We start from the raw sequence: 20,061 nt of genomic DNA on the forward strand, positions 1-20,061 counted from the left end.
CCTTTCAATCTTAATTTCCAAACCATATCTGATATTCAGATCCGTATCTACTCTGTCGGCACCTCGATGCCGCACTCTGCATAGTATGCCGCCGCCCCCTTATGAAATGGGATCGTGATTCCCCCGATCGCAGACTGCTCATCCTCTTTTAGTCCGATCGATGTCGCATATCTGATATCCTGTTCATGAGAAAACAGAAGTGCCGTCAGCTCCTTTACCGTATCCGCGGATAAACTGTCACCAGCTAACAGCACTGCTTGTACAGACAGTGTTTTTACATCTTCCGTCTGACCGTTATAGGTACCTGCCGGGATCGTATATTCGGAATAGAACGGATATGCAGCCTTTAATCTGTCCCTGCATTTTACATCGATACTTAAAAGCCGTATTCCACATTCCTTTGCGAGTTCCCCGATCACCGTTGTCTGTGTGCCTGCAGTGCAGAAAAATGCATCTATCTCACCCGCTGCAAGTTTTGCTGCCGCTTCCGTATAATCTAAATTAACAGTCTCTGCCATATCCGTGCTGATCCCCTGTGCGAGCAGGATCTGTTTTGCATTCCGCTCTGTTCCTGACTCCTCCGCTCCGATACTGATCGTTTTTCCAAGGAGATCATCTAATGATGTAATATCCGAATCTGCTCTCACCACGATCTGACATGCCTCCGGGTAAAGTGCTGCAACCGCTTTATATCCCTGATATGCTTTATCACGAAATTCCCCTGTTCCATGATAGGCTTCCTCCACCAGGTCTGCCTGCGCAATTCCCAGTTCTATATATTTTCCGGAAAGAAGTCTGATGTTTGCTGCCGATCCGGCAGTATTTCTCGTTTCAAGTTTATAAGAAAAATCCTCTTTATTTGCAAGACTGACAAATGCATTGGAAAATGAATCATACATTCCACCAATGCCCGCAGCTCCAAAACGGATCGTTTTCCGGTTCATACTGCATCCTGCCAACAATAAAATCATTGCCAGCCCAAGAAAAATATAACGACCTTTTTTCAAATTATCTCTTCTCCTTTTCCATTTCCTTTTATCTGCAGGTTATGCATCCGATCTGGCATATGCATTCTTCATCTGACCACTCAGCTCAAACAGTACTTTATCGAGCGTGTCTGCCGTCTCTTTCTTTAACATTCCTGCAACTGCACGATTTGCCTCATGCCGGATCTCTTTTCTTTTTGCTGCATCGGTTTCTTTTGAAAGCAAATCATCATACCGGTTGATCAGTTCATGACCTTTTGCCAGTACATGCTCTTTATATCTTTCAATATGGAATACCGAACTCCGGTAAGACGCATCAGCCATTGCCGCGATCATTCTGCTCGACCAGTAAAAATTATCTGTAGAAACCTCATCTGTGGTATTGCAAAGGTAATCCGGGGTCTCATCAATATCTGCATAAAATGGAACCAGCACGTTGAACGCATTGGATGCAAATGCGATCCACTCGATCACATTACAGTCATGCTCCATCTCAGGGCGCATCTGGATCACTGCCAAAAAGTCATTGCGGTTGATCCCAATCGAGCGGTATGCGCCACGCATATTTTTCTCTCCGTATGCCGCATACGGATCGTACGGTGTCCCCTGAAAATGGGAGGACAGTACATATTTTACATCTTCCACCGTAATTTTCTTTTCCGGTACCATGCACCACGGGATATCATCCGACTGCGGTGTATAGTCCGCATTTTCTCCATCCCAGACTTTTGTATGGGGATTTAAACAACGCTCCATATACCATGCTCTCGGTGTATTGTATACGTGATCTGCATCATCATGGCTGCCAAATGCATCACGCGGATTCAGGCTGCCATCCATTGAGAGGTTCAGATGATTTTTTTCTATAAATTCTTTCATATCAGAAGAACACATATATTCTTTCTGTTCAGATAGTGCATCTTCAAGATCAAACTGATCAATACCAAGCTGATTTGGCATGACAACGTACACATCATCCGGCACCCTTCTTGCGATCCAGTGATGCCCACCGATCGTCTCAAGCCACCAGATCTCATTCTGATCTTGAAATGCGATTCCGTTCATCTCATATGTGCCATACTGTTCCAGCAACGATCCAAGGCGTTTCACGCCCTCTCTTGCACTGCGGATATACGGTAAAACAATACATACGATATCTTCCTCACCGATTCCGCCCGGGACTTCTTCTTTCCCGTTTTCTGCCGGCTGAAGTTCAACCAGAGGATCTGCGCCAAGCACACGCGGGTTTGATGTAATTGTCTCCGTTGCCGTCATCGCAACATTTGCCTCATTGACACCTGCCGCTGCCCAGATACCTTCCCCATCCACGGCATTCGGCACTGCCGTATAACGCATCGGATCATCCGTAAGTTCAATCGTCACATGCGAAAGAACAGATTTATATGTTTTCGGCTGCTCATCCGGATGGACGACAACAAATTTCTTCGGTGTAAAATGTCCGGAACCGGAATCATCATTTCTCGCGATCATTGTAGATCCGTCATAGGATGCATTTTTTCCAACAAGTATTGTAGTACACGCCATTTTTATTATCTCCTCTCGCGTATTTTATCTATTCTGCTTCATCATAGAAAATTTTGTCTTTTTCCAATACTGTCCCAACACCGTCTTTTACTTCAACGATGCAGACAGAACAGTTTTTCGGAATGCCGCCACGCCAGATATCCTCTTTGTCTTCATAAAAATTAGCTAAAAGACAGCGCCCGGCTGCCCCATGTGTTGATATAAAGATCGTGGCATTTTCATATGCCTTGTTCTGTACCAGCGACTGATAAAAATCTTCGGTCCGTTTTAAAACATCTTTAAAACTTTCTCCGCCCGGTGCTTTCATGCAGTGATAAGGATCATTGTAAAATTTATCAATAAAATCCGGTGGAAGAACTTTGCTGTCTTTCACACATTCTCCCTCCCAGTCGCCAAAAGAAAGTTCTATGATACGTCTGTCTGTGATCATCGGAAGATGTCTGCCCGCCATCACAAGCTCTGCTGTCTGTTTTGCTCGGATCAGCGGGCTGGAAATGACAAGATCAAAATCAATGTCTTTCATTCCTTCACCTGTCAGTTCTGCCAGACGCACACCTGCGTCATTTAACATGATATCATGCTGTCCCTGCAGTTTTTTCTCTTTATTCCACGATGTTTCACCGTGTCTGATTATGTATAATTTCATATTTTCTGCCTTTCTGTATTTTAATCTCATGCGATAGCTATTGTACCATAACGTTGTTTTATTTGAAATATGCCGAAAAACATTATATACTATTCTCATCTTAATCAGAAAAGAATAATGTATTTATGGATTCGGACCAGGTACCTTTTTCTGCGGCATGTGTGCACTGCTCATCCTTCTGAGCAGTTTTTATGGCGTCCATTTTGGACATACAAAACGGGCCTCCTATTTGGTAGTCTCACTGCTTACTTTTATAGAATTTCCGTTTCTTTATTATATTTATCATACAAATACGATCGTTTACATGATTTTAAGCATCGCTGCCATCGCCATTTTCATCCCGGCCGCCCACGCCCTGATTTTTGCAGTTTTAGCAGTTTTCTGTGATGTTTTTATCGTAATTTATTCTTATTATCATCCGGTTCCATGGGCTGCGATCACAGAACAGGAAGCATTTTACTCCACCCTTTGTTCTCTGGTAATTTCTATGTTTTGCGTATTTATGGTCACTCTGCTTTTGAAGGTTCAATATGAAAAACAGGACAGCGATCTAAGAACTCTGGGAGATCAGTTAAAAAATGCCGCTGACCACGATACACTGACTGCACTTTATAACAGACGTTATCTGAACCAGTATTTAGAGCAGCTGATTCAAAATGATCATACTGATTTTTATGCTGTTTTACTGGATTTAGATTTTTTCAAGAAAATCAATGACACCTATGGGCATGTATTCGGTGACGAAGTGTTGGTTACTTTCAGTCGGATTTTAGAAAAGTATCTGCCGGATGGCGGCATTGCACAATACCAAAATGGAATGGAGATTTCCAACCTCTACAGTCTCGCCGACAAAAAACTATATTGTGCAAAGAATGATAACCGGGATAAAGATGTATTTTAACCAGCTTACAGATCCTTTTTAACCGCTTTTCCCAGACATTTTTTCCGTACAAAGTAATAACAGATCACCTGCATCACGATCGTAGCCAGCCAGGATGCCGGGTACGAAATAAACAGGAAATACAAGGATCTGTGATACGGAAAGAATGCAAAAATCCATAATATACGCATTCCAACTGTACCGATCACAGACAATATCATCGGAACCGAAGAATATCCCATTCCACGCAGTGCTCCCGGAAAAAGATCCATGATACCGCAAAGGAAATATGGCACTGTAGTAATTGAAAGAATCTCTACTCCACATGCAACCACATCCGGTTCTTTGGTATAGATCGTCAGTATCTCTGCTCCAAAGAAATATGCCCCACATCCAAGCACAGCAGCAACTCCAACCGATAAAATCAGACAGTCCAGAAGAACTCTGTCCATACGCTTATATTTTCCTACACCAAAATTCTGACTGGTAAAACTCATACACGCCTGTGTAACAGAATTTACAGAAACATACAGGAAACCAAGCAGATTATTTGCTGCCGTATATCCCGCCATTGCTGTTGCGCCAAAGGAATTAACAGAGGACTGTAACAATGCATTTGAAAAATTGATGACTGTACTCTGGATTCCCGCCGGAACTCCCACCTGAAAAATCTGTTTTAAATAAACACCTTTTATAGAAAGTTTTGATAAATGAAGCTGATAGCTTCCCTGCGTTTTACAAAGGCAGCGTAAAACAAGAATACAGGACACACACTGTGAAATGATCGTTGCGATCGCAACGCCGGCAACATCTAAATGAAATACGATCACCAAGATCATATTCAGCACCGCATTGATACAGCCGGATATAATAAGGAATAAAAGCGGCCGTTTTGTATCCCCGACTGCCCGAAGTATTGCCGCACCATAATTATAAAGCATAAAAAATGGCATTCCCATAAAATAGATCCGCATATATAAAGTCGACTGACCGATCACATCATCCGGTGTGCCCATCAGTTCCAGCGCTCCCTTTGCAAACAGTACACCAACAAATGCCATCACCACACCGCTGATCAGTGCCAACGTAATCGCCGTATGTACGGTCTGTGACATTTCTTTCTCCCGTCCTGCAGCATAAAATCTTGCTGCAAGCACATTTGCTCCAAGTGAGATCCCGATAAAAAGATTCACAAATACATTGATCAGTGCCGTTGTCGAACCGACCGCTGCAAGTGCCTGGCTTCCGCTGAACCGTCCCACAACGATGATGTCAACTGCATTAAACATTAACTGTAAAATTCCAGAAAGCATTAGCGGAAATGCAAACGATATTAATTTATCCATAATGGTGCCATTGCACATATCAATTTCATATTTATTATTTTTCATTGCTGCTCTCACCTTTCTTCCTTACACTGTTTCATAAAATAAAATAAGATATACAATGCCTGTTTTGCATTGCATATCTTACTGCCTTTTTTGGGCTTCGTCAATCAATTTTCAAGAACCCGACGGGATACGTACGATATATCGCTCTCCATCACATTCTGCCAGTGTTAAAACCGGAATATGTTTTTTTCGAAGCTGATGTACGATCGGATAAGTCAAAAAAACATCCCCTTCCACATAAACAGCTTCCGGTTTTTCTTTTAAGACCTGTTTTACCTGATCTTTGATACGGCTCTTCCACTCCTGCTTTTCCATCAAAACTTCCCCATAGATTCCCTGCAGTGTAAGTTCCGGAACATCCGGCAGCACGCAGTGTGATATGCGGGCATGCTCCATTCCCGGCAATTTCTGCAATAATTCATCTGCTTCCTTTCCACCGCCAAGATTTACGATCACGGGTTCCTCTTTAAAGCAGGACAGACTGATCTTACATGCTGCGACAGCATCTTCTAATGTGCCAGCCGTCATCAGAAAGCCACCTTTGTGGCAGAAACCGGCGCTGGAAAGTCCTGTTGCCTGTACCAGCTCTTCATTCTCCAGTCCAAGCCATTTTTCCGGAAAACTGCACTTATAATTCATGGAATATTCTCTTTTTTGCGGCTGGATACAATATCCACCACGATTAGATGGAAAGATCACAAACGCAATCTCCGTCTCTGAAAGCCTTTTCTGGCAGGGAATAAATTCCGGCAGGACGAGTATTTTTGCATCAGACTCCTTTTGCTGTGACTCTAAAATTTCCTCGATCCTTTTATCGGCACGCTCATTTCCAAGATAACGCTCAAATTTATTTTCCAGTATCATACCTGCGACACCGACCGCCTTAAAAAAAGCATCATCACTGCTGCCTGACGCATCCCAGGTTGGATTAAAGTTTCCGATCAAGGTTGCAAGCTCGTTTTTTTCTCCCGTATTATCATTGTTATCGAGAGGCTGCACAAACGCCTCATCAAAAGTCTGCGCGAGTTCTTCCCCTAAAATCCCGGTTCCAAGCTGCTCCCAAAGCAGTCCAAATGCCGCATACGGCACTCCATTTTCACGGACTCTGCTGTCCTTCTGATGATGATCAAATTCCCCACGCCCAATATCAAATACGATTCCGTCATAATCTTCCGGGACTTTATTGCCACGTGTAATCGTAATCTCCGGATTCAGATAGAGCAATAATGCCGAGGAAAAAACATCGTCCGCATGGAACTTTCCGCCGTGTGTAAATGCCTTTGCATCTTTTCTTGTGATCTGCTGTAATAATGTATGATTCATGATCTGATCAATTTTCTCCTACTATCTGTAAATATTCGTCGATAAATATTTGAATGCATTGTCTGCACAGATCGCAACGATCGTCTTTCCCTTTGCTTCCGGTCTTTTGCAATATCCGTTGCAACTTTGATCGCTGCTGCAGCAGACTGACCAAGAAAGATTCCATCTGTTCTTACCAGATCACGACCAACCTCATATGCAAGATCTGCATTAACCTCAACTACTTCATCATACTGAAAATCAATATCTCCGCCTGTAGCATCCCAGATTTCAGGACCGGTAGTTGCGATATGTACATTCGGGTTTTCCGGATTTCTGCCCTGATTGATATAATACCAGCCATGCTCATCTGCATACTTCTGAAGCAGATCGTAAAACGGATCGAATGCCAGTCCTTTTTCTGCGATCAGTTCCGGCACTCCCGGAATATCTTTAAATTCCAGCTTTGCAAGTATCGTGGCATCTAAGTCATGTTCTTTTTCATAGTTAGTAACTTCGACTAACGGTGTCTCTCCCACTAATTCTGCGATTGAATGATAAATTTTTCTCTCTGCCATCTTTTCATTCCCAATTTAGTTAAAATAATTGTATTCTACTGTCTGTATCCATTCTTTTCCTTCCAGTACCCCTGCTAAAGATAACAGACTCCATGCATTTCCTGTTGTTCCAATGTATAAACCGGTATAGCTGTGGACATTCTGCGGTATCGTTCTCCACCAGTTTCCATACCAGTTTCTCTTTTTCTGCTGTTTATAGATATCTCCCGGTTCATCACTCACAAACGACTGGCTGATGATAAATCTTGCTGTCCGTTTTGCATACCCTAAAAACTCATCCTCACCGGTAATCTTATACATGGAAATAAAATGCTCTAAGATACCCGGTGTTCCTTTGTGGCATCCACCCATCTCTCTGTCTATTTTGCGATCTCAATATAATCCTGTGTTTTATATTCTTTGAATAATATGTTTTTTGGCATTTTTATAACCCCTGGTTACACTTGTCTTTTGTTATCTGGTAATATACGCTTTTATTTCTACTTTGTTAATAGGAATTATATGATATGTTAGATTTTAAACTGCCGGATATTCATTTCAAGCTCATCAACAATTTCTTTATTGTTTGAAACTACATCCACGATCTTCTTAAATTCTTCATTGATCTGCGACATATATTCTGAATTAACCGACACTTCCTCTTTCTGTTTGTCAAACCCATCCATGATGCCATTCACATAATAATGAATACGCTCCATACTCTGCCCCAGTTCATCTATATACCCCTCAAACTTTTCCATCTGTTCTTTAAAATTATGTGCATCATTTGCATATTCCTCACCGGTATGTACAAGGACATCATAATCAGAAATAACATTTGTTTTCACGTAGTTTAGCAGTTCAAACGAAGCCTCCGCTAATTTAGCTACAATATCTACGATAAATGTATTTATCTTTTGAATTTCACCTGCAGTCTTTGACGACTCCTCCGCAAGACTGGATATCTCGTTGGCCACAACTGCAAATCCCCTGCCGCTTTCTCCCGCTCTTGCAGCTTCAATACTGGCATTCAATGCAAGCAGATTTGTCTGGTCTGCAACATTAAGGATCTTGTCTGTAAGCTGCTGTATCCGCTCCACTTCCTTTGATTCTTCAATTTTATCTTCAAGTGTTTTTCCAATTCTCACGATCGTATTCTGCATACGCTCTCTGGCTGATACCGCATCTTCTTCTAGCTTTTCTGCTTTTGATCCAACCTCACCAATATATTCAGCCTGCGATTTTGCCTCATTTATGACAGATGACATCATCTCGTTATTATTCTTTGCATTTTCGGCGATCTTGTGAACCAGATCACTCATTTCAAGGACTTTTCCTTCCATATTGTTCATTGTCGCATTGACCTTCGATACTTCATTGGCAGAGGATGTCACAATATTATTTACATGTTCTGAATTGTTTAAAAGTTTATTTTCACTTACACTGATATTATGAATGATCTCACGCAGATTTTCCAAAAACATATTCAGGCTGTCTGCAATATCTCCAACTTCATCTGTTGATCTTACGTTGATCTTCTGTGTAAGATCTCCCTCCTTCTTTGCAAGTTCACTCATTTTCCCTGCTATCACACTTACACTTTTCGACAAGATACCACTTATGATAAGGGAAAGCACTACTGCTATCACTAATCCAAGCAGTTCAATGATCAAAAATTCTTTTATAAAAATATTCTCCTGAAGTCTGATATCAGTTGCAGAACAATCAACGCCTACGATTCCTGCAATCTGACCTGCACTATCGTAAACCGGAGCAAATGCACTGTAAAAATCTCCCCACTCATCGGATGTCATTTCGCTGTCAACCGTGACATTTCCTTTAAATGCTTCTGCAATTTCATCATATATCTCATATTCTTCACCAATTGCAGCCCCTTCTTCAGTATCAGCATCAACAATAAATTCCAGTCTGCCGCCATTCATTCTCATCGTGTATATATATTGGATATCATCGCCACACAAAAAATCCTGCAGCTGCGACAGTATCTCTTTATAATTCTCTGTCGCTTCATCCCCTGCTTTGATCTTTTCTAGAATATCCCCATCAATTCTTTCTGCGGCAATTTTCGCTGAATTTCTGGCATTTTTCTTACACTGTTCCAACAATGTATCTCTCGCCTGTACTATAAAAAACCAGCCGATCAGATTCGTCACGGTCAAAACACATACGATCATTCCTACTAAAATCTTTGCACGTATGCTTATTTTAAATTTTTTTTGTGATCCCGTTTTTGTCATGCCATCCCCACCCTTCCTGTCTTATATAAATATTATATCTGTTAGTGATAGCATAGACAAGAAGGTAGTTGGGAATTCCAATGCTTTTAATATCTGCTTTACTTATCTGTACGAAATATCAGATTTTTTAATACTAATAGGAGTACTGGAATAATATCCACAAAAATTCAGAAAATTAACCACGTCTTCCACTTCTACATCCGACTTTGGTCCTATCAAAATTTCTTTTATCATATTTTGTTTTATTTACTCAATTATATAAAGTCAATGTAAAAACATCATTTTTCTCCTAAAGTTTCTTCTCCACCTTCTCCAATTCATCCAACAATGCTGGTTTTCTTGGATATCTCTGCATCAATTCCTCAATTAAAGATTTAGCAGTATCATTCCCCTTCCATTTTATAAGCTGTGCAATATTCTTCGTTATTTTCTTATATTCGCGTCTATCCTTTGCCTGAGCACAACTCTCACTTATTTCCTTATAACACAACTCATATACCTGCTCCGGATATTCCTTCACCAAATATTTCCCATAATAAAACAAATCATACGGATTCTCCATTACATCATCAAGCAATCTCTTCTTTTCATTTTCAGAAATAAGAACACTGCGATAGCAAACAGTTCGCTTGCTATCCTTTAATTCATCCAATAGGCTCTCGTAATTTTCATTCCACGCACCACACTTTTTATAAATCTGTTTCAAAACATCCCAGAACTTCTCATTTCCCATCAATAGCAGCTTTTTTGCCTGTGTGATTTGCTTTTCCGTACTGTTTGCTGTCTTATATATGTCATATAGCATATTATTCCAATCTTCCGGATTACTGCTACGATAATGCCATGTCTCTTCTTCGTTTGCTTTCTCTAAACAAAGCTTCTCTGCTTCATCATAATTTTTATTTTCCATAGCATCCTTGATAGCTATAATACGGAGTTCATTTATTGCAATATTCTGATATAGTTCCTTCTGTGTATTCTTTTTGCCATATAAATGTCTATGTAAAAGGTATCTTACAATCAAATCTTCTTTTTTCGTATATTCCGGGTAATAATCCTCCCGTGAAATTTCCAAAAGGGTATCCAAAACCTTTTCAAGCTTCTTTGCACTCTTTTCGTCGCATAGGCAAATCCCACATTTCAGCAAATCATAACGCCAGTCAGTCCAACCATCAAAAACACTCTTTTTTGCCTCTTTTATAATCAATGCAAGTGCTTGATCTCGCATCTGTTTATCCTGTTTTTCGACTTCTTTTGCGCATTTTTCTATTAATTCGTATGTACACATGATAACGTCTGTAAGCATTCCCGAACTACTATCTGCATGAGATGCTAACTTAACACCAGATACCAAAATATATGTAGCCGCCTCAAGTGCAACCATATAACCACGCATTTCTAAAGTCTCAGCACACATATCAAGACAGTCATGCATATCCATACAAATATTATCGCAGCTGCTCCAACCAATGTATCCCCGATGGGTGTTACATTTAATTGATGCAGCGATTGTATTTTTCACTATTGGCATAATATCTTCTGTGGGTATCATAGCAGCACCTCTTTCTTTCATTCAACAATATCAATCTTATGTCTTTCAGACCATTGCCTTGCTATTTTTTCATAGGCTTCTTCACGATATTGGTACCACTGTTTTTCCAGATTCAAGTCATACAATTTATCCTTAAATCTTCTAAAAGCACCTCTTCCCTGAATTGTCCTTGCCAATACATCCTGATTCTTTCCCGCCGGAAGCTCGTATATAAACTCTTCCATTATTCGATACTCATTGATATCGTATTGTCCCGGTAACGGTATATAATCCTCGACAAATCCCTCTTTAATATCTTCGAAGAGTTCCGGATTGTCCTCACCATCCACCATTCCATCAAAAATCATCAGAACTTTTTCATTGTGGGTATCATAATAATATTCTGTTTCCATATTGGCAAATTCCATTGCCTCGATTATGTCTTCTAATTTTACTTTCATCTTTATCCTTTTCCGACTTCAAAATTCCCTAGGCTAAAGATTTTTGCCCCTTGAGGATAAAGGGCGTTGCCTTGGGATATGGAGAATTTGACCTTGCAAGGGTATTATACCGTTGATTTACTATTTTGTCAGTTCTATGCTGTTATCAATAATAATTGCTATATTTTCTTCTTATAATCAAACTCAACTACATGTGATTGGTTTTGATTGCATTCCCAAAAATACATTTTCTTATAATTGGAGTAATTTAAAAACATTTCTCCTATTGGCTGCGTCTCACAGTATGGACACTTTTTCCCTTTTATTCTATAGATTACTCCATCTATATTCTTGTAGCACTTTCCCGTTGTTCTTACATCTTTTTGTACTAACTCATCTGACTTTTGAAAAAAAGCAAGGAATTTGTCTAGCCACTCAATCTTAGATTCTAATTCTACAAAAGCACCTTTTGTCATCAAAGGTAACATATTTATGATATCATAAACACATATAATCAATAAACCTATTCCAAACACAAAAAAAATGGCCATAGTAAACAGCAAAAATATTTTTGTACTGCTCTGTATTTTTTCAAGCATCTCTTTTGTTAGTACATTATAAAGTATTGATGCAACTGCAAATAATACGCAGGCTACTATTCCTTCATATGCTTTACTTTTCAAAATTTCTTTAACAGAAGTTCTTTCCTTTTCAATTATAGTGTCTCGCATACTATATGTTGATTTGCAAGCTTTTTGTGATGAGTTTCGTGTGCCTTGCTGAATTTGTATATTTTTAACATCTCCATAAAAATTATTAGCATTAATAGTATTTCGAATTATTGCCCTAACAAATTTAACTGTTTCATCACAATATTCCATGTCTTCACATTCATCTCGTAATCTTATAAGTACATCTTCATATCCACAAATTTCATCATTATATTTCACATTACTATATACATCTTCTAAATCCTTATGTTCTCTTGCGCAACTATTAAATAATCCTTCTAAACGCATACACATGCTTTCATCAACCATATCATTCTGAATTGTTTCTATAGCTTCACTCAAAACATTAACCGCTTCTACACAAAAACGAAGGTGTAACTCAAAAAAATCTGCAATATTCTGCTTTTTTATATATGCGTTTTCCATAATATTTTTTAATTCTTCGATAATACTATTATAATTATGGATATGTTTGTGGTATTTTTCTATTATCTCTTCTGCAGAATACTGATTAGTAACTTCTCCCATTTTTTATTCCTTCATTCGTAATCAAAATTTTTCTTATGTTTTTTCTACTTATCTTGTAACGAATCTACGTTTCCCTGTTGCATTTGCACATCTGTTGCTGTTCCCCAAAAATTTGTTATATAATTTGTTATTTCTGTTTTTTCTTGCGCAATCTTTTTTTCTTCTTCTGAAAATGAATAATCTCTCCCAACTATTCCACTTTCTTCTAACGTCAAAGCCCAATCTAAAATATTATTTTTCACTCTACTTAAAATAGAATATATTTGATTTTTTCCAAATTCTAATCTAAATTGAGTATTAAATCCACAACACTTTGCTACATACTTATTCCTCTCAGCAGGTAAATTCATCACTAACATTGAGCTTTCAGCATTTTGGTATAAATCATATAGCTCTGAAACTGAATTTGGCAATTTTGTTTTCGTAAAAGCGCTTTCAGCTACTGCAGAATCCATCACAACCGGAATCCATCCCCTTACAGGATTTAATGCTTTCAATTGTCCCTGTATCATTCTATATTCAGGGACCTCTTTTTTCCCATATCCTTCTTGCTCACACTGTATCCATTCTTGAAATTCTGGCAGCTTCAATTTACGTGCAATAACGTATGATTTTCTTAATAAAGATTCTATATCTGCTTTTTTATCCATAGCTTCTTTTTGTAGTTCCAAAACAATACCATTCATAATTCATTCCTCTTATATAAAAAGTAATTTTATTCCTTCTACAATCCCTGTCGCAATTAGACTTCCAGTCACACCAATAGATAAATTTTTCAAATCCATTAAAAGCATTTTCACTTTACTAGGATTTTCTTTCTTTTGGACTAAAGCATCAATTTCTGTTATTTTTTGTCTAACTTCCATTGCTTTATCCCCAAACTCATCTTCTAACAAAGAATCATACTTCTTTATTTTTGTAACGAACTCCGAAACCCTATCAAAATCTAGTGTTTCTACAGCAGTAACCGTTTGTGTTTGTATCGAATTAACATTTCCTTGCTGAAGTTGTATATTACTTACATTACCATAAAAATTATTTGTATTACTGCTCATACATACCTCCTGATACTTTCTTTATCCTGAAAATAATCTATCCCTACCATTGTTAAATAAATATCCAACCTACCACTAATATACATTGAACTAGCATTCGTAATACAACCACACATTTTCAAATCATCTAATATTGCTTTAGCATTAAATTTAACATTAGGTATTTCCATAAATTCATCTATGCCACAACTTATAGCATCTTGACCTAACTTTCCTCTTTTTTCCAAAAGTATCTCCAAAAATTTTTCACTATCTTTTCTCAACACAAACGCTCCTATCTAAATTCATTAAGTTTTCGTTTTGTTTTTCTTCTATTTACCATTTCTATTAGTATAAACTTATTATAACATAAAACTTTCTATAGAAAAGTTTATTCTCAAAATTTAGATTTTATCGGAGCATATTTTTATTGCATAGATGCCATATTATATCCTTTTGTCTGTAACCCAATTTCGACTAATATCCAGAAATTGGGAAAGCAACCTCAAATGCCTGCTGCATCTCTGCAACACTATGATATCTTTCATCTAAATTGGATGATATACCTTTCAGTACAAAATCCTTTACTTTTTGATTTTTAATATTTTCCAAATTATATCTTCCTGTCATCACATAATAGATAAGTCTTGTAAGCGCAAAAGTTTCATACTCCATATTGTAGTTTCCAAACCCTACAATTTGAAGGTTACTATCATTTAGTGAACCCTTTATTTCACTACCGAAACTTGTCAAATCACTTTTTTCCATCTTAACTAAACCAAAATCAGAAATTTTTACTATTGTCAAATCATTTTCATAGTGCTGTAACAACACATTTGTAAAACTAATATCTCTATGTAGATAGCCTTTAGAATGAATATAAGAGAATCCTCTGAAAATCTGCATTGCAATTCCTCGTCTTCTCTTTATTGTTAATGTGCTATTATTTCTTTCTATGAACTTTTTCAATGTCTCATCTGCATATTCCATATAATATTCGTTTTTTTTGTCATCATATCTATAAACCTCTAACACATATGGCGATTTCAATTCATTCATCACATCAAATTCCCTTTTAAATCTCTCCAGCTCTTTATCATCAAGGTCATTTTTTGCCCTTTTCAACACAAAATATTTATTATAAAATTCATCCCTATATCTGAAAACTTTTGCATAAGAGCCCTCGCCTATCATTCTAAGAGTAAAATTATAATCCTTAGTTATCGAAGGAACAGATATTATTTCAGTCATAAAAAATATAGGTTCATATTCTATCGCCTTAAATTCTGGCAAATCATTGGGTATTGCACTTCCACCACTTTCTTGTAAAAAATCCTTGCAAAATTTCAACATTTCAACATACTTTTCATCCAACCTAAATGCTAAATGCGTGGGTTTCAATACATATTCCATATCTTCATACAATTTAATCATTTTTAACAATTCTCTGCTTTCAAAAGCATTATAATGTCCATTATTCTTCTTTTTGGCTTGCATAAAACTAAGCAAACCATTAATACTTTGATGCATAACCGCAAAGAGATGTTTTAAATAAGTGTTGCTTATATTTTTATATAGTTCCTCTGTTCTTAATACACCTTCCACTTGATTTTCTTCATATTTAGTTCTTAAGAAATACTCAATATCCATAAAGATTTCCTCCCACACTCTTTCTAGCTCATTAAATATTTATCGAAAAAATCTTGGCTCTCTAACAACCCTTCATACAAGGCTGCTCGCCAATTATTTTTAGTCACTCTCCTGCGTTCTTCAATTCTGCATATCAAATCCTCTCTAACTAATTCCTCTCCACCTCTTTTATACAACCCTTTTGCCGTATATCCATATTCAGAAAATTCCTCTCCACAATGAGCGACATACAACTTGTTCAATTGCAATTTTTTCAAATGATTTTTTGCTCTCTCATACTTTTCTTGTTCCCATGTATTTGGTTTCTCTACGTAAAAGCTAAATATTATTTCCTCATCAAATACTATTTTTACTTTTAACCAAACTTCATCATTAAAATCATCATAATATGGATGTATAAATTCATTGTTCCTCGTTTCACTAATCTCCGATTTTTTCTTTTTATTACAGTCTGCGCAGCATGCAATAAGATTCACTGGAGTCACTGCATATGTTGGATATTTTGTTTTTGGCAGATAATGGTCTAATGTACTCACTGTTCCCACACCACAAAATGGACATTTGCTATATTTAGGAATAGATTTTATTTTGTCATAATACTTTCTACCACCATCTGCCACAAATTTATTATCATACAACCAAACCATATCATCTTTAGTTGCTCCACCCTCAACTATAGTATGTGTTTCTAATGTTCCCAATTGCCCCTTTTCTGCAAGTTCATTATATTTTTCACTTTTTAATACAATAGTGGGTTGGCTTGCATTGATATGTGTTAAAATAGGTTGTTTTGTAAGATTCGCTATACAATCTGTAATTATAGATTCCACATCTATATCAGGTTTTTCTAATTTAATCATCTACATCTTCCTCTAACTGTTCTTTTTCATACATAAGAGAACGTAAAATTGCCTTACCTTCATTTCCTAATTTTCCATGAAAATAATTCATTGCTCTTTTAAAGTTTGTATATTTTTCTACAGAATTTTGAATCATTGTATGAAATCCTGAATTAGTAACTTCATACCCGAAAATTTCACTAGTAAGTACTCCCAAATTTTCACCAAATGTTTCTATTTCTGGTCTTTCTGCAATTAATTCTTCTCCTACTCTTCTTAATATCCAAACACAATCTTTAGGTACTTCTTGCACTATAACTGGTGAATGTGTAGCAATGACCCCTACTCCATTTCGATATGTAAGCAGACTCGACAATGCTCTAATTAATGCTGATACAAGCGGTGGATGTAAATGTTCTTCTGGTTCATCCATGATTACCAGTGTTTTTTCTTCTACTAGTTCAATCAACCTTACAATAATTAATAAAATGACCTTGTGTCCAGAACTTAAAGTTTTGAATCTTGGAATTATTTTTTCTATAAATGATTCTTTTAATATTCTTTTTCTATCTGCCCCAAGGCTCTCCGTACTGCATTCCGAAGGCAATTCATTTACGTTATCCTCACATTCTTCAGACCACTTTTTTATATTCAAATCAATAAAGGTATTGTCAGATTCCAAAATATCTATTATTTGTTTCCAAAGTTTCTTTTTATTTCCTTTTGATATTTCAAACAAGCTTCCTGCAAAATCTTTTGCTAGCATATCAATATTTTTAATTCCATCTTTAGTTGCCAATCCAATATATGAATATTGTACAATATCATCCTCTATATCAAAAAATCCGTCAAACGCACTAAATGAAACATAAACTATATTTGCAAATCCCTTTTCTCCCCAAGTTTGAAATTTCCCACGATTTTCTCCTGTTTCTTCTAATGCACTTATCATGTCCTTCAATAAAGTTGTTTTACCAACTCCATTCTTTCCGATTAACACATGTATATTGGATGGCGGCATTTTTTCATGTTCCACTTCAAATTCCAATTCAGTTACATTTTCATCAAAAACATCCACTTCACCATCTGGAAAGTAGCTAAATTTATATGGTGTTAACCATGCTCCTCCCATTGTCATTCTATGAAACTGATTTTTTATAACTCTAGAAGTATAATCTCTCATTAATGATGTTTGAACAACATCCAAGTTTTTTACTTTATCAAATAGTTCCAAATCAAATGCAATATCATTTAATGCAGAAAATATCTCTTCTCTTTGCTTATCCTCTGGAAAATTAGATTTTATTGAATCATAATAATCTTCACATGCTCCCAATGAAAAAAAATCTTTCGAGAGTGTGCTAAATTTTTCTGGCAGACGAGGGCTCCTTCCCTGTCCTTTTTGTCCAATTTTCACGCCTGACATTTTATGTTTAATCCCATTTTTATCAATATATCGTACCTTAAATAATGTTGAATATGTAAACCAATCATCCCAATTATTCAGAATCAAATATATAGTATCTTTGTTTTTGCAATCATTTACTGAAGATACAACTTCAAAATTCATTTTCTTCTCCCTTGTTAATCAATCATAAACAACTATTGCGTATACTCATTATAGCATAGATACATTTGTAATGAAATTTCTTATAATAGCCTAATGCTCATAATTTTATTCCAATAACGCCTTATAAATTTCTCCATTATATTAGCATCGGAAATCGGGAAACCCTTTCCCGATTTCTAATCCCCCTCAATGCCAGTATTTATCCATTGTTGATGGCTTTTGCCTCATAAAAAAAGTGGTCTAAAATCATATATATAAGATACCTTTAAATAAATTACGCTTCTAAGAAAGAAAAGGATATTGCTTCATATATATATAACAAATTGCCATCAAAAAATTTCTTAGCAAACTATTGCTACTATGCATATATCCTCTTCCACACTTCTCTTTTTAGGAGCAATTTTTATTTTTAAAACTTAGGCTCAATCTCTACGGCATGGCCTTCTTTATCAACATAATGAGTGATAATTTCTATCAGCTTGTCGAAATCACACATTCCATCTCTAATGTCATTATCATGTCTAAGCTCATCAATTGCTTCGGTCAACGTTTTTCCAACTATATTCTTTCCTATTATAGTATTTACAGCTTTCACTTGACTTGGAAATGGCTCATAGCTTTTAAATTTCCACACCTTTTCCTTGACCTCATATATTGCGGTGTTTGGCTTGGCATCTATAATTACAATCACCCACATGATTGCATTATGATGTTGTATCATAAAAGTTGACACCACATTCTCAAGGATTTTGATATAATCAATACGAGAACAGGAGAAAACATTATGGCACGAAATCAAAGAACCTATGACAACGAATACAAAGCACAGGCAGTTAAGCTTGCTCAGGAAATAGGCGGAGCCAAAGCAGCTAAAGAACTGGGCATACCAGATGGCACGATTTACTGCTGGGTAAAAGCATTTAAAGAAGGACGCCTTAGCGCTTCAGAAGCATCCCATACTCCTAAAAATGCTTTATCACTTAATGATGAGCTTATCGAACTCAGAAAACGTGTGAAAGAGCAGGATAAGGAAATCCGTCGTTTAAAGGAAGAAAATGAATTTCTTGAGGAAGCAAGTGCTTTTTTCGCAGCCAGCCGTCGGAAGTCAGCAAAAAACAGAGATTAATGTTTATTGCAATCAAAACGGATGACGGCAGGATCAAGGGTAAAAATTCTTTTTATTGCAGAGCACTTCATGTTTCCAGACAGGCATTCAATAAATATCTAAAAACAAAAGCGACTCCTTGGAAATATCAGCCGTTGGCAGATGCGATGGTTGCTATTTGCCGTGAAGATGAATGCAATGATACATATGGAAGGATCCGTATGTATCAGGCGTTGCAGCTCAAACAGCCGGAAGGAGTAGACATTCCTGGTGAGAGAACTGTTTATCGTGTCATGGAAGAAATTGGTCTTACTCATAAACCGAAGCGTAAGCCTAACGGTATTACCAAAGCAGATAAAGAAGCTCGGAAATCAGATGATTTAATTAAGCGGGACTTTTCAGCTGAGAAACCTCTCGAAAAGTGTATTACAGATATGACTGAAATAAAGGCTTCCGATGGAAAACTGTGAGACTGTGAAAAAATCTCTGTAAATTCAACACTATAAAGGTCTTCTATGATAAAATATTAAAATCATAGGAGGCCTTTTATTATGGCAAACAGAAAAAAAGAAGTTTACAAACCAAAACCAATGACCGAAGGAAAAAGAAATCTTATCCAAGGTCTGCTTCAGGAGTATGATATCCAATCTGCTGAAGATATTCAGGATGCTTTAAAAGATCTGCTTTCCGGAACAATTCAAGATATGCTTGAAACGGAAATGGATGAACATCTTGGCTATGATCGTTATGAAAGATCAGGTGAACCTAACTATCGTAATGGCACGAAATCCAAGACTGTCCGTAGTAAATACGGTGAATTTGAGGTAGATGTGCCTCAGGATCGCCAAAGTTCTTTTGAGCCACAAATACTTCCAAAGCGTCAAAAAGATATTTCTTCGATTGATGACAAGATTATCTCCATGTATGCAAAGGGAATGACTACACGACAGATTTCAGAAACCATAGAGGACATTTATGGATTTGAGGTAAGCGAAGGAATGGTATCAGATTGTGAACTTCCCGAAAAATTAACTCTCACTTCTGAATGACAATGCTGCACAACTCCAG

Annotated in this window: 20 protein-coding genes and 2 pseudogenes; 4 read left to right on the forward strand and 18 right to left on the reverse strand. The window is 37.1% G+C overall.

Annotated features, from left to right (window positions below):
• Positions 1–47: 47 nt before the first annotated feature.
• The 3 genes from DW650_RS06405 to DW650_RS06415 all read right to left on the reverse strand — a co-directional run bounded on the left by DW650_RS06405 (position 48) and on the right by DW650_RS06415 (position 3,177).
• Entirely contained in the window at positions 48–971 is a 924-nt protein-coding gene (locus tag DW650_RS06405; protein ID WP_117920498.1) for a TAXI family TRAP transporter solute-binding subunit, read from the reverse strand.
• Positions 972–1,046: 75 nt separating this feature from the next.
• Positions 1,047–2,531, reverse strand: a complete 1,485-nt coding sequence (locus DW650_RS06410; protein ID WP_118209375.1) for a C69 family dipeptidase — start codon at positions 2,529–2,531, stop codon at positions 1,047–1,049.
• Positions 2,532–2,559: 28 nt separating this feature from the next.
• On the reverse strand, positions 2,560–3,177 hold the full coding sequence (locus DW650_RS06415; RefSeq protein ID WP_117920328.1) for a histidine phosphatase family protein: 618 nt from the start codon (positions 3,175–3,177) through the stop codon (positions 2,560–2,562).
• 229 nt (positions 3,178–3,406) lie between these two features.
• On the opposite strand from DW650_RS06415, the gene DW650_RS06420 reads away from it, so the two are divergent.
• Complete coding sequence (locus DW650_RS06420) at positions 3,407–4,078, forward strand: GGDEF domain-containing protein (RefSeq protein ID WP_158576211.1); 672 nt, start codon at positions 3,407–3,409, stop codon at positions 4,076–4,078.
• Between the two features lie 5 nt (positions 4,079–4,083).
• On the opposite strand, the gene DW650_RS06425 is transcribed toward DW650_RS06420, so the two are convergent.
• The 15 genes from DW650_RS06425 to DW650_RS06495 form a co-directional block, all read right to left on the reverse strand.
• Complete coding sequence (locus tag DW650_RS06425; protein ID WP_118209377.1) at positions 4,084–5,448, reverse strand: MATE family efflux transporter; 1,365 nt, start codon at positions 5,446–5,448, stop codon at positions 4,084–4,086.
• A gap of 111 nt (positions 5,449–5,559) precedes the next feature.
• The gene (locus DW650_RS06430) at positions 5,560–6,771 is read right to left on the reverse strand and encodes an MYG1 family protein (protein ID WP_117920323.1); all 1,212 of its coding nucleotides are present in this window, start codon (positions 6,769–6,771) and stop codon (positions 5,560–5,562) included.
• Entirely contained in the window at positions 6,768–7,328 is a 561-nt protein-coding gene (locus DW650_RS06435) for a hypothetical protein (RefSeq protein ID WP_199654210.1), read from the reverse strand. Before DW650_RS06435 ends, DW650_RS06430 begins: the two co-directional genes overlap by 4 nt.
• Before the next feature lie 15 nt (positions 7,329–7,343).
• Entirely contained in the window at positions 7,344–7,679 is a 336-nt protein-coding gene (locus DW650_RS06440; RefSeq protein WP_118209378.1) for a hypothetical protein, read from the reverse strand.
• A gap of 158 nt (positions 7,680–7,837) precedes the next feature.
• The gene (locus DW650_RS06445) at positions 7,838–9,565 is read right to left on the reverse strand and encodes a methyl-accepting chemotaxis protein (RefSeq protein WP_118209379.1); all 1,728 of its coding nucleotides are present in this window, start codon (positions 9,563–9,565) and stop codon (positions 7,838–7,840) included.
• A 289-nt stretch (positions 9,566–9,854) separates the two neighbouring features.
• Positions 9,855–11,117, reverse strand: coding sequence for a hypothetical protein (locus DW650_RS06450; protein WP_243102870.1), 1,263 nt, complete (start codon positions 11,115–11,117; stop codon positions 9,855–9,857).
• A 17-nt stretch (positions 11,118–11,134) separates the two neighbouring features.
• Positions 11,135–11,557 carry a UPF0158 family protein gene (locus tag DW650_RS06455; RefSeq protein WP_118209381.1) on the reverse strand — a complete coding sequence of 141 codons (423 nt, stop codon included), beginning with the start codon at positions 11,555–11,557 and terminating at the stop codon, positions 11,135–11,137.
• Between the two features lie 158 nt (positions 11,558–11,715).
• The gene (locus DW650_RS06460; RefSeq protein ID WP_118209382.1) at positions 11,716–12,795 is read right to left on the reverse strand and encodes a hypothetical protein; all 1,080 of its coding nucleotides are present in this window, start codon (positions 12,793–12,795) and stop codon (positions 11,716–11,718) included.
• Between the two features lie 44 nt (positions 12,796–12,839).
• Positions 12,840–13,481 carry an AbiTii domain-containing protein gene (locus tag DW650_RS06465; protein WP_118209383.1) on the reverse strand — a complete coding sequence of 214 codons (642 nt, stop codon included), beginning with the start codon at positions 13,479–13,481 and terminating at the stop codon, positions 12,840–12,842.
• A gap of 12 nt (positions 13,482–13,493) precedes the next feature.
• On the reverse strand, positions 13,494–13,850 hold the full coding sequence (locus tag DW650_RS06470) for a hypothetical protein (RefSeq protein WP_118209384.1): 357 nt from the start codon (positions 13,848–13,850) through the stop codon (positions 13,494–13,496).
• On the reverse strand, positions 13,847–14,113 hold the full coding sequence (locus tag DW650_RS06475; RefSeq protein ID WP_118209385.1) for a hypothetical protein: 267 nt from the start codon (positions 14,111–14,113) through the stop codon (positions 13,847–13,849). Before DW650_RS06475 ends, DW650_RS06470 begins: the two co-directional genes overlap by 4 nt.
• A 193-nt stretch (positions 14,114–14,306) precedes the next feature.
• Positions 14,307–15,479 carry a protein kinase domain-containing protein gene (locus DW650_RS06480; protein ID WP_243102871.1) on the reverse strand — a complete coding sequence of 391 codons (1,173 nt, stop codon included), beginning with the start codon at positions 15,477–15,479 and terminating at the stop codon, positions 14,307–14,309.
• Between the two features lie 23 nt (positions 15,480–15,502).
• Positions 15,503–16,339, reverse strand: a complete 837-nt coding sequence (locus tag DW650_RS06485; RefSeq protein WP_118209386.1) for an HNH endonuclease — start codon at positions 16,337–16,339, stop codon at positions 15,503–15,505.
• Positions 16,332–17,888 carry an AAA family ATPase gene (locus DW650_RS06490; protein ID WP_118209387.1) on the reverse strand — a complete coding sequence of 519 codons (1,557 nt, stop codon included), beginning with the start codon at positions 17,886–17,888 and terminating at the stop codon, positions 16,332–16,334. The genes DW650_RS06485 and DW650_RS06490 overlap by 8 nt, the downstream gene beginning before the upstream one ends.
• A 409-nt stretch (positions 17,889–18,297) precedes the next feature.
• Positions 18,298–18,609, reverse strand: coding sequence for a hypothetical protein (locus tag DW650_RS06495; RefSeq protein ID WP_118209388.1), 312 nt, complete (start codon positions 18,607–18,609; stop codon positions 18,298–18,300).
• A 63-nt stretch (positions 18,610–18,672) separates the two neighbouring features.
• On the opposite strand from DW650_RS06495, the gene DW650_RS06500 reads away from it, so the two are divergent.
• The 3 genes and pseudogenes from DW650_RS06500 to DW650_RS06510 form a co-directional block, all read left to right on the forward strand.
• Complete coding sequence (locus DW650_RS06500) at positions 18,673–19,014, forward strand: transposase (protein ID WP_006856824.1); 342 nt, start codon at positions 18,673–18,675, stop codon at positions 19,012–19,014.
• A pseudogene (locus DW650_RS06505) lies at positions 19,014–19,460 on the forward strand (IS3 family transposase); the annotation flags it as partial. The gene DW650_RS06500 and the pseudogene DW650_RS06505, both read left to right, overlap by 1 nt.
• Before the next feature lie 84 nt (positions 19,461–19,544).
• Positions 19,545–20,003: pseudogene (locus DW650_RS06510) on the forward strand (transposase); the annotation flags it as partial.
• Positions 20,004–20,061 lie beyond the last annotated feature (58 nt).

The organism is Roseburia sp. AM23-20 (assembly GCF_003470905.1).
In the GTDB taxonomy this organism is placed as follows: Bacteria; Bacillota; Clostridia; order Lachnospirales; family Lachnospiraceae; genus Roseburia; species Roseburia rectibacter.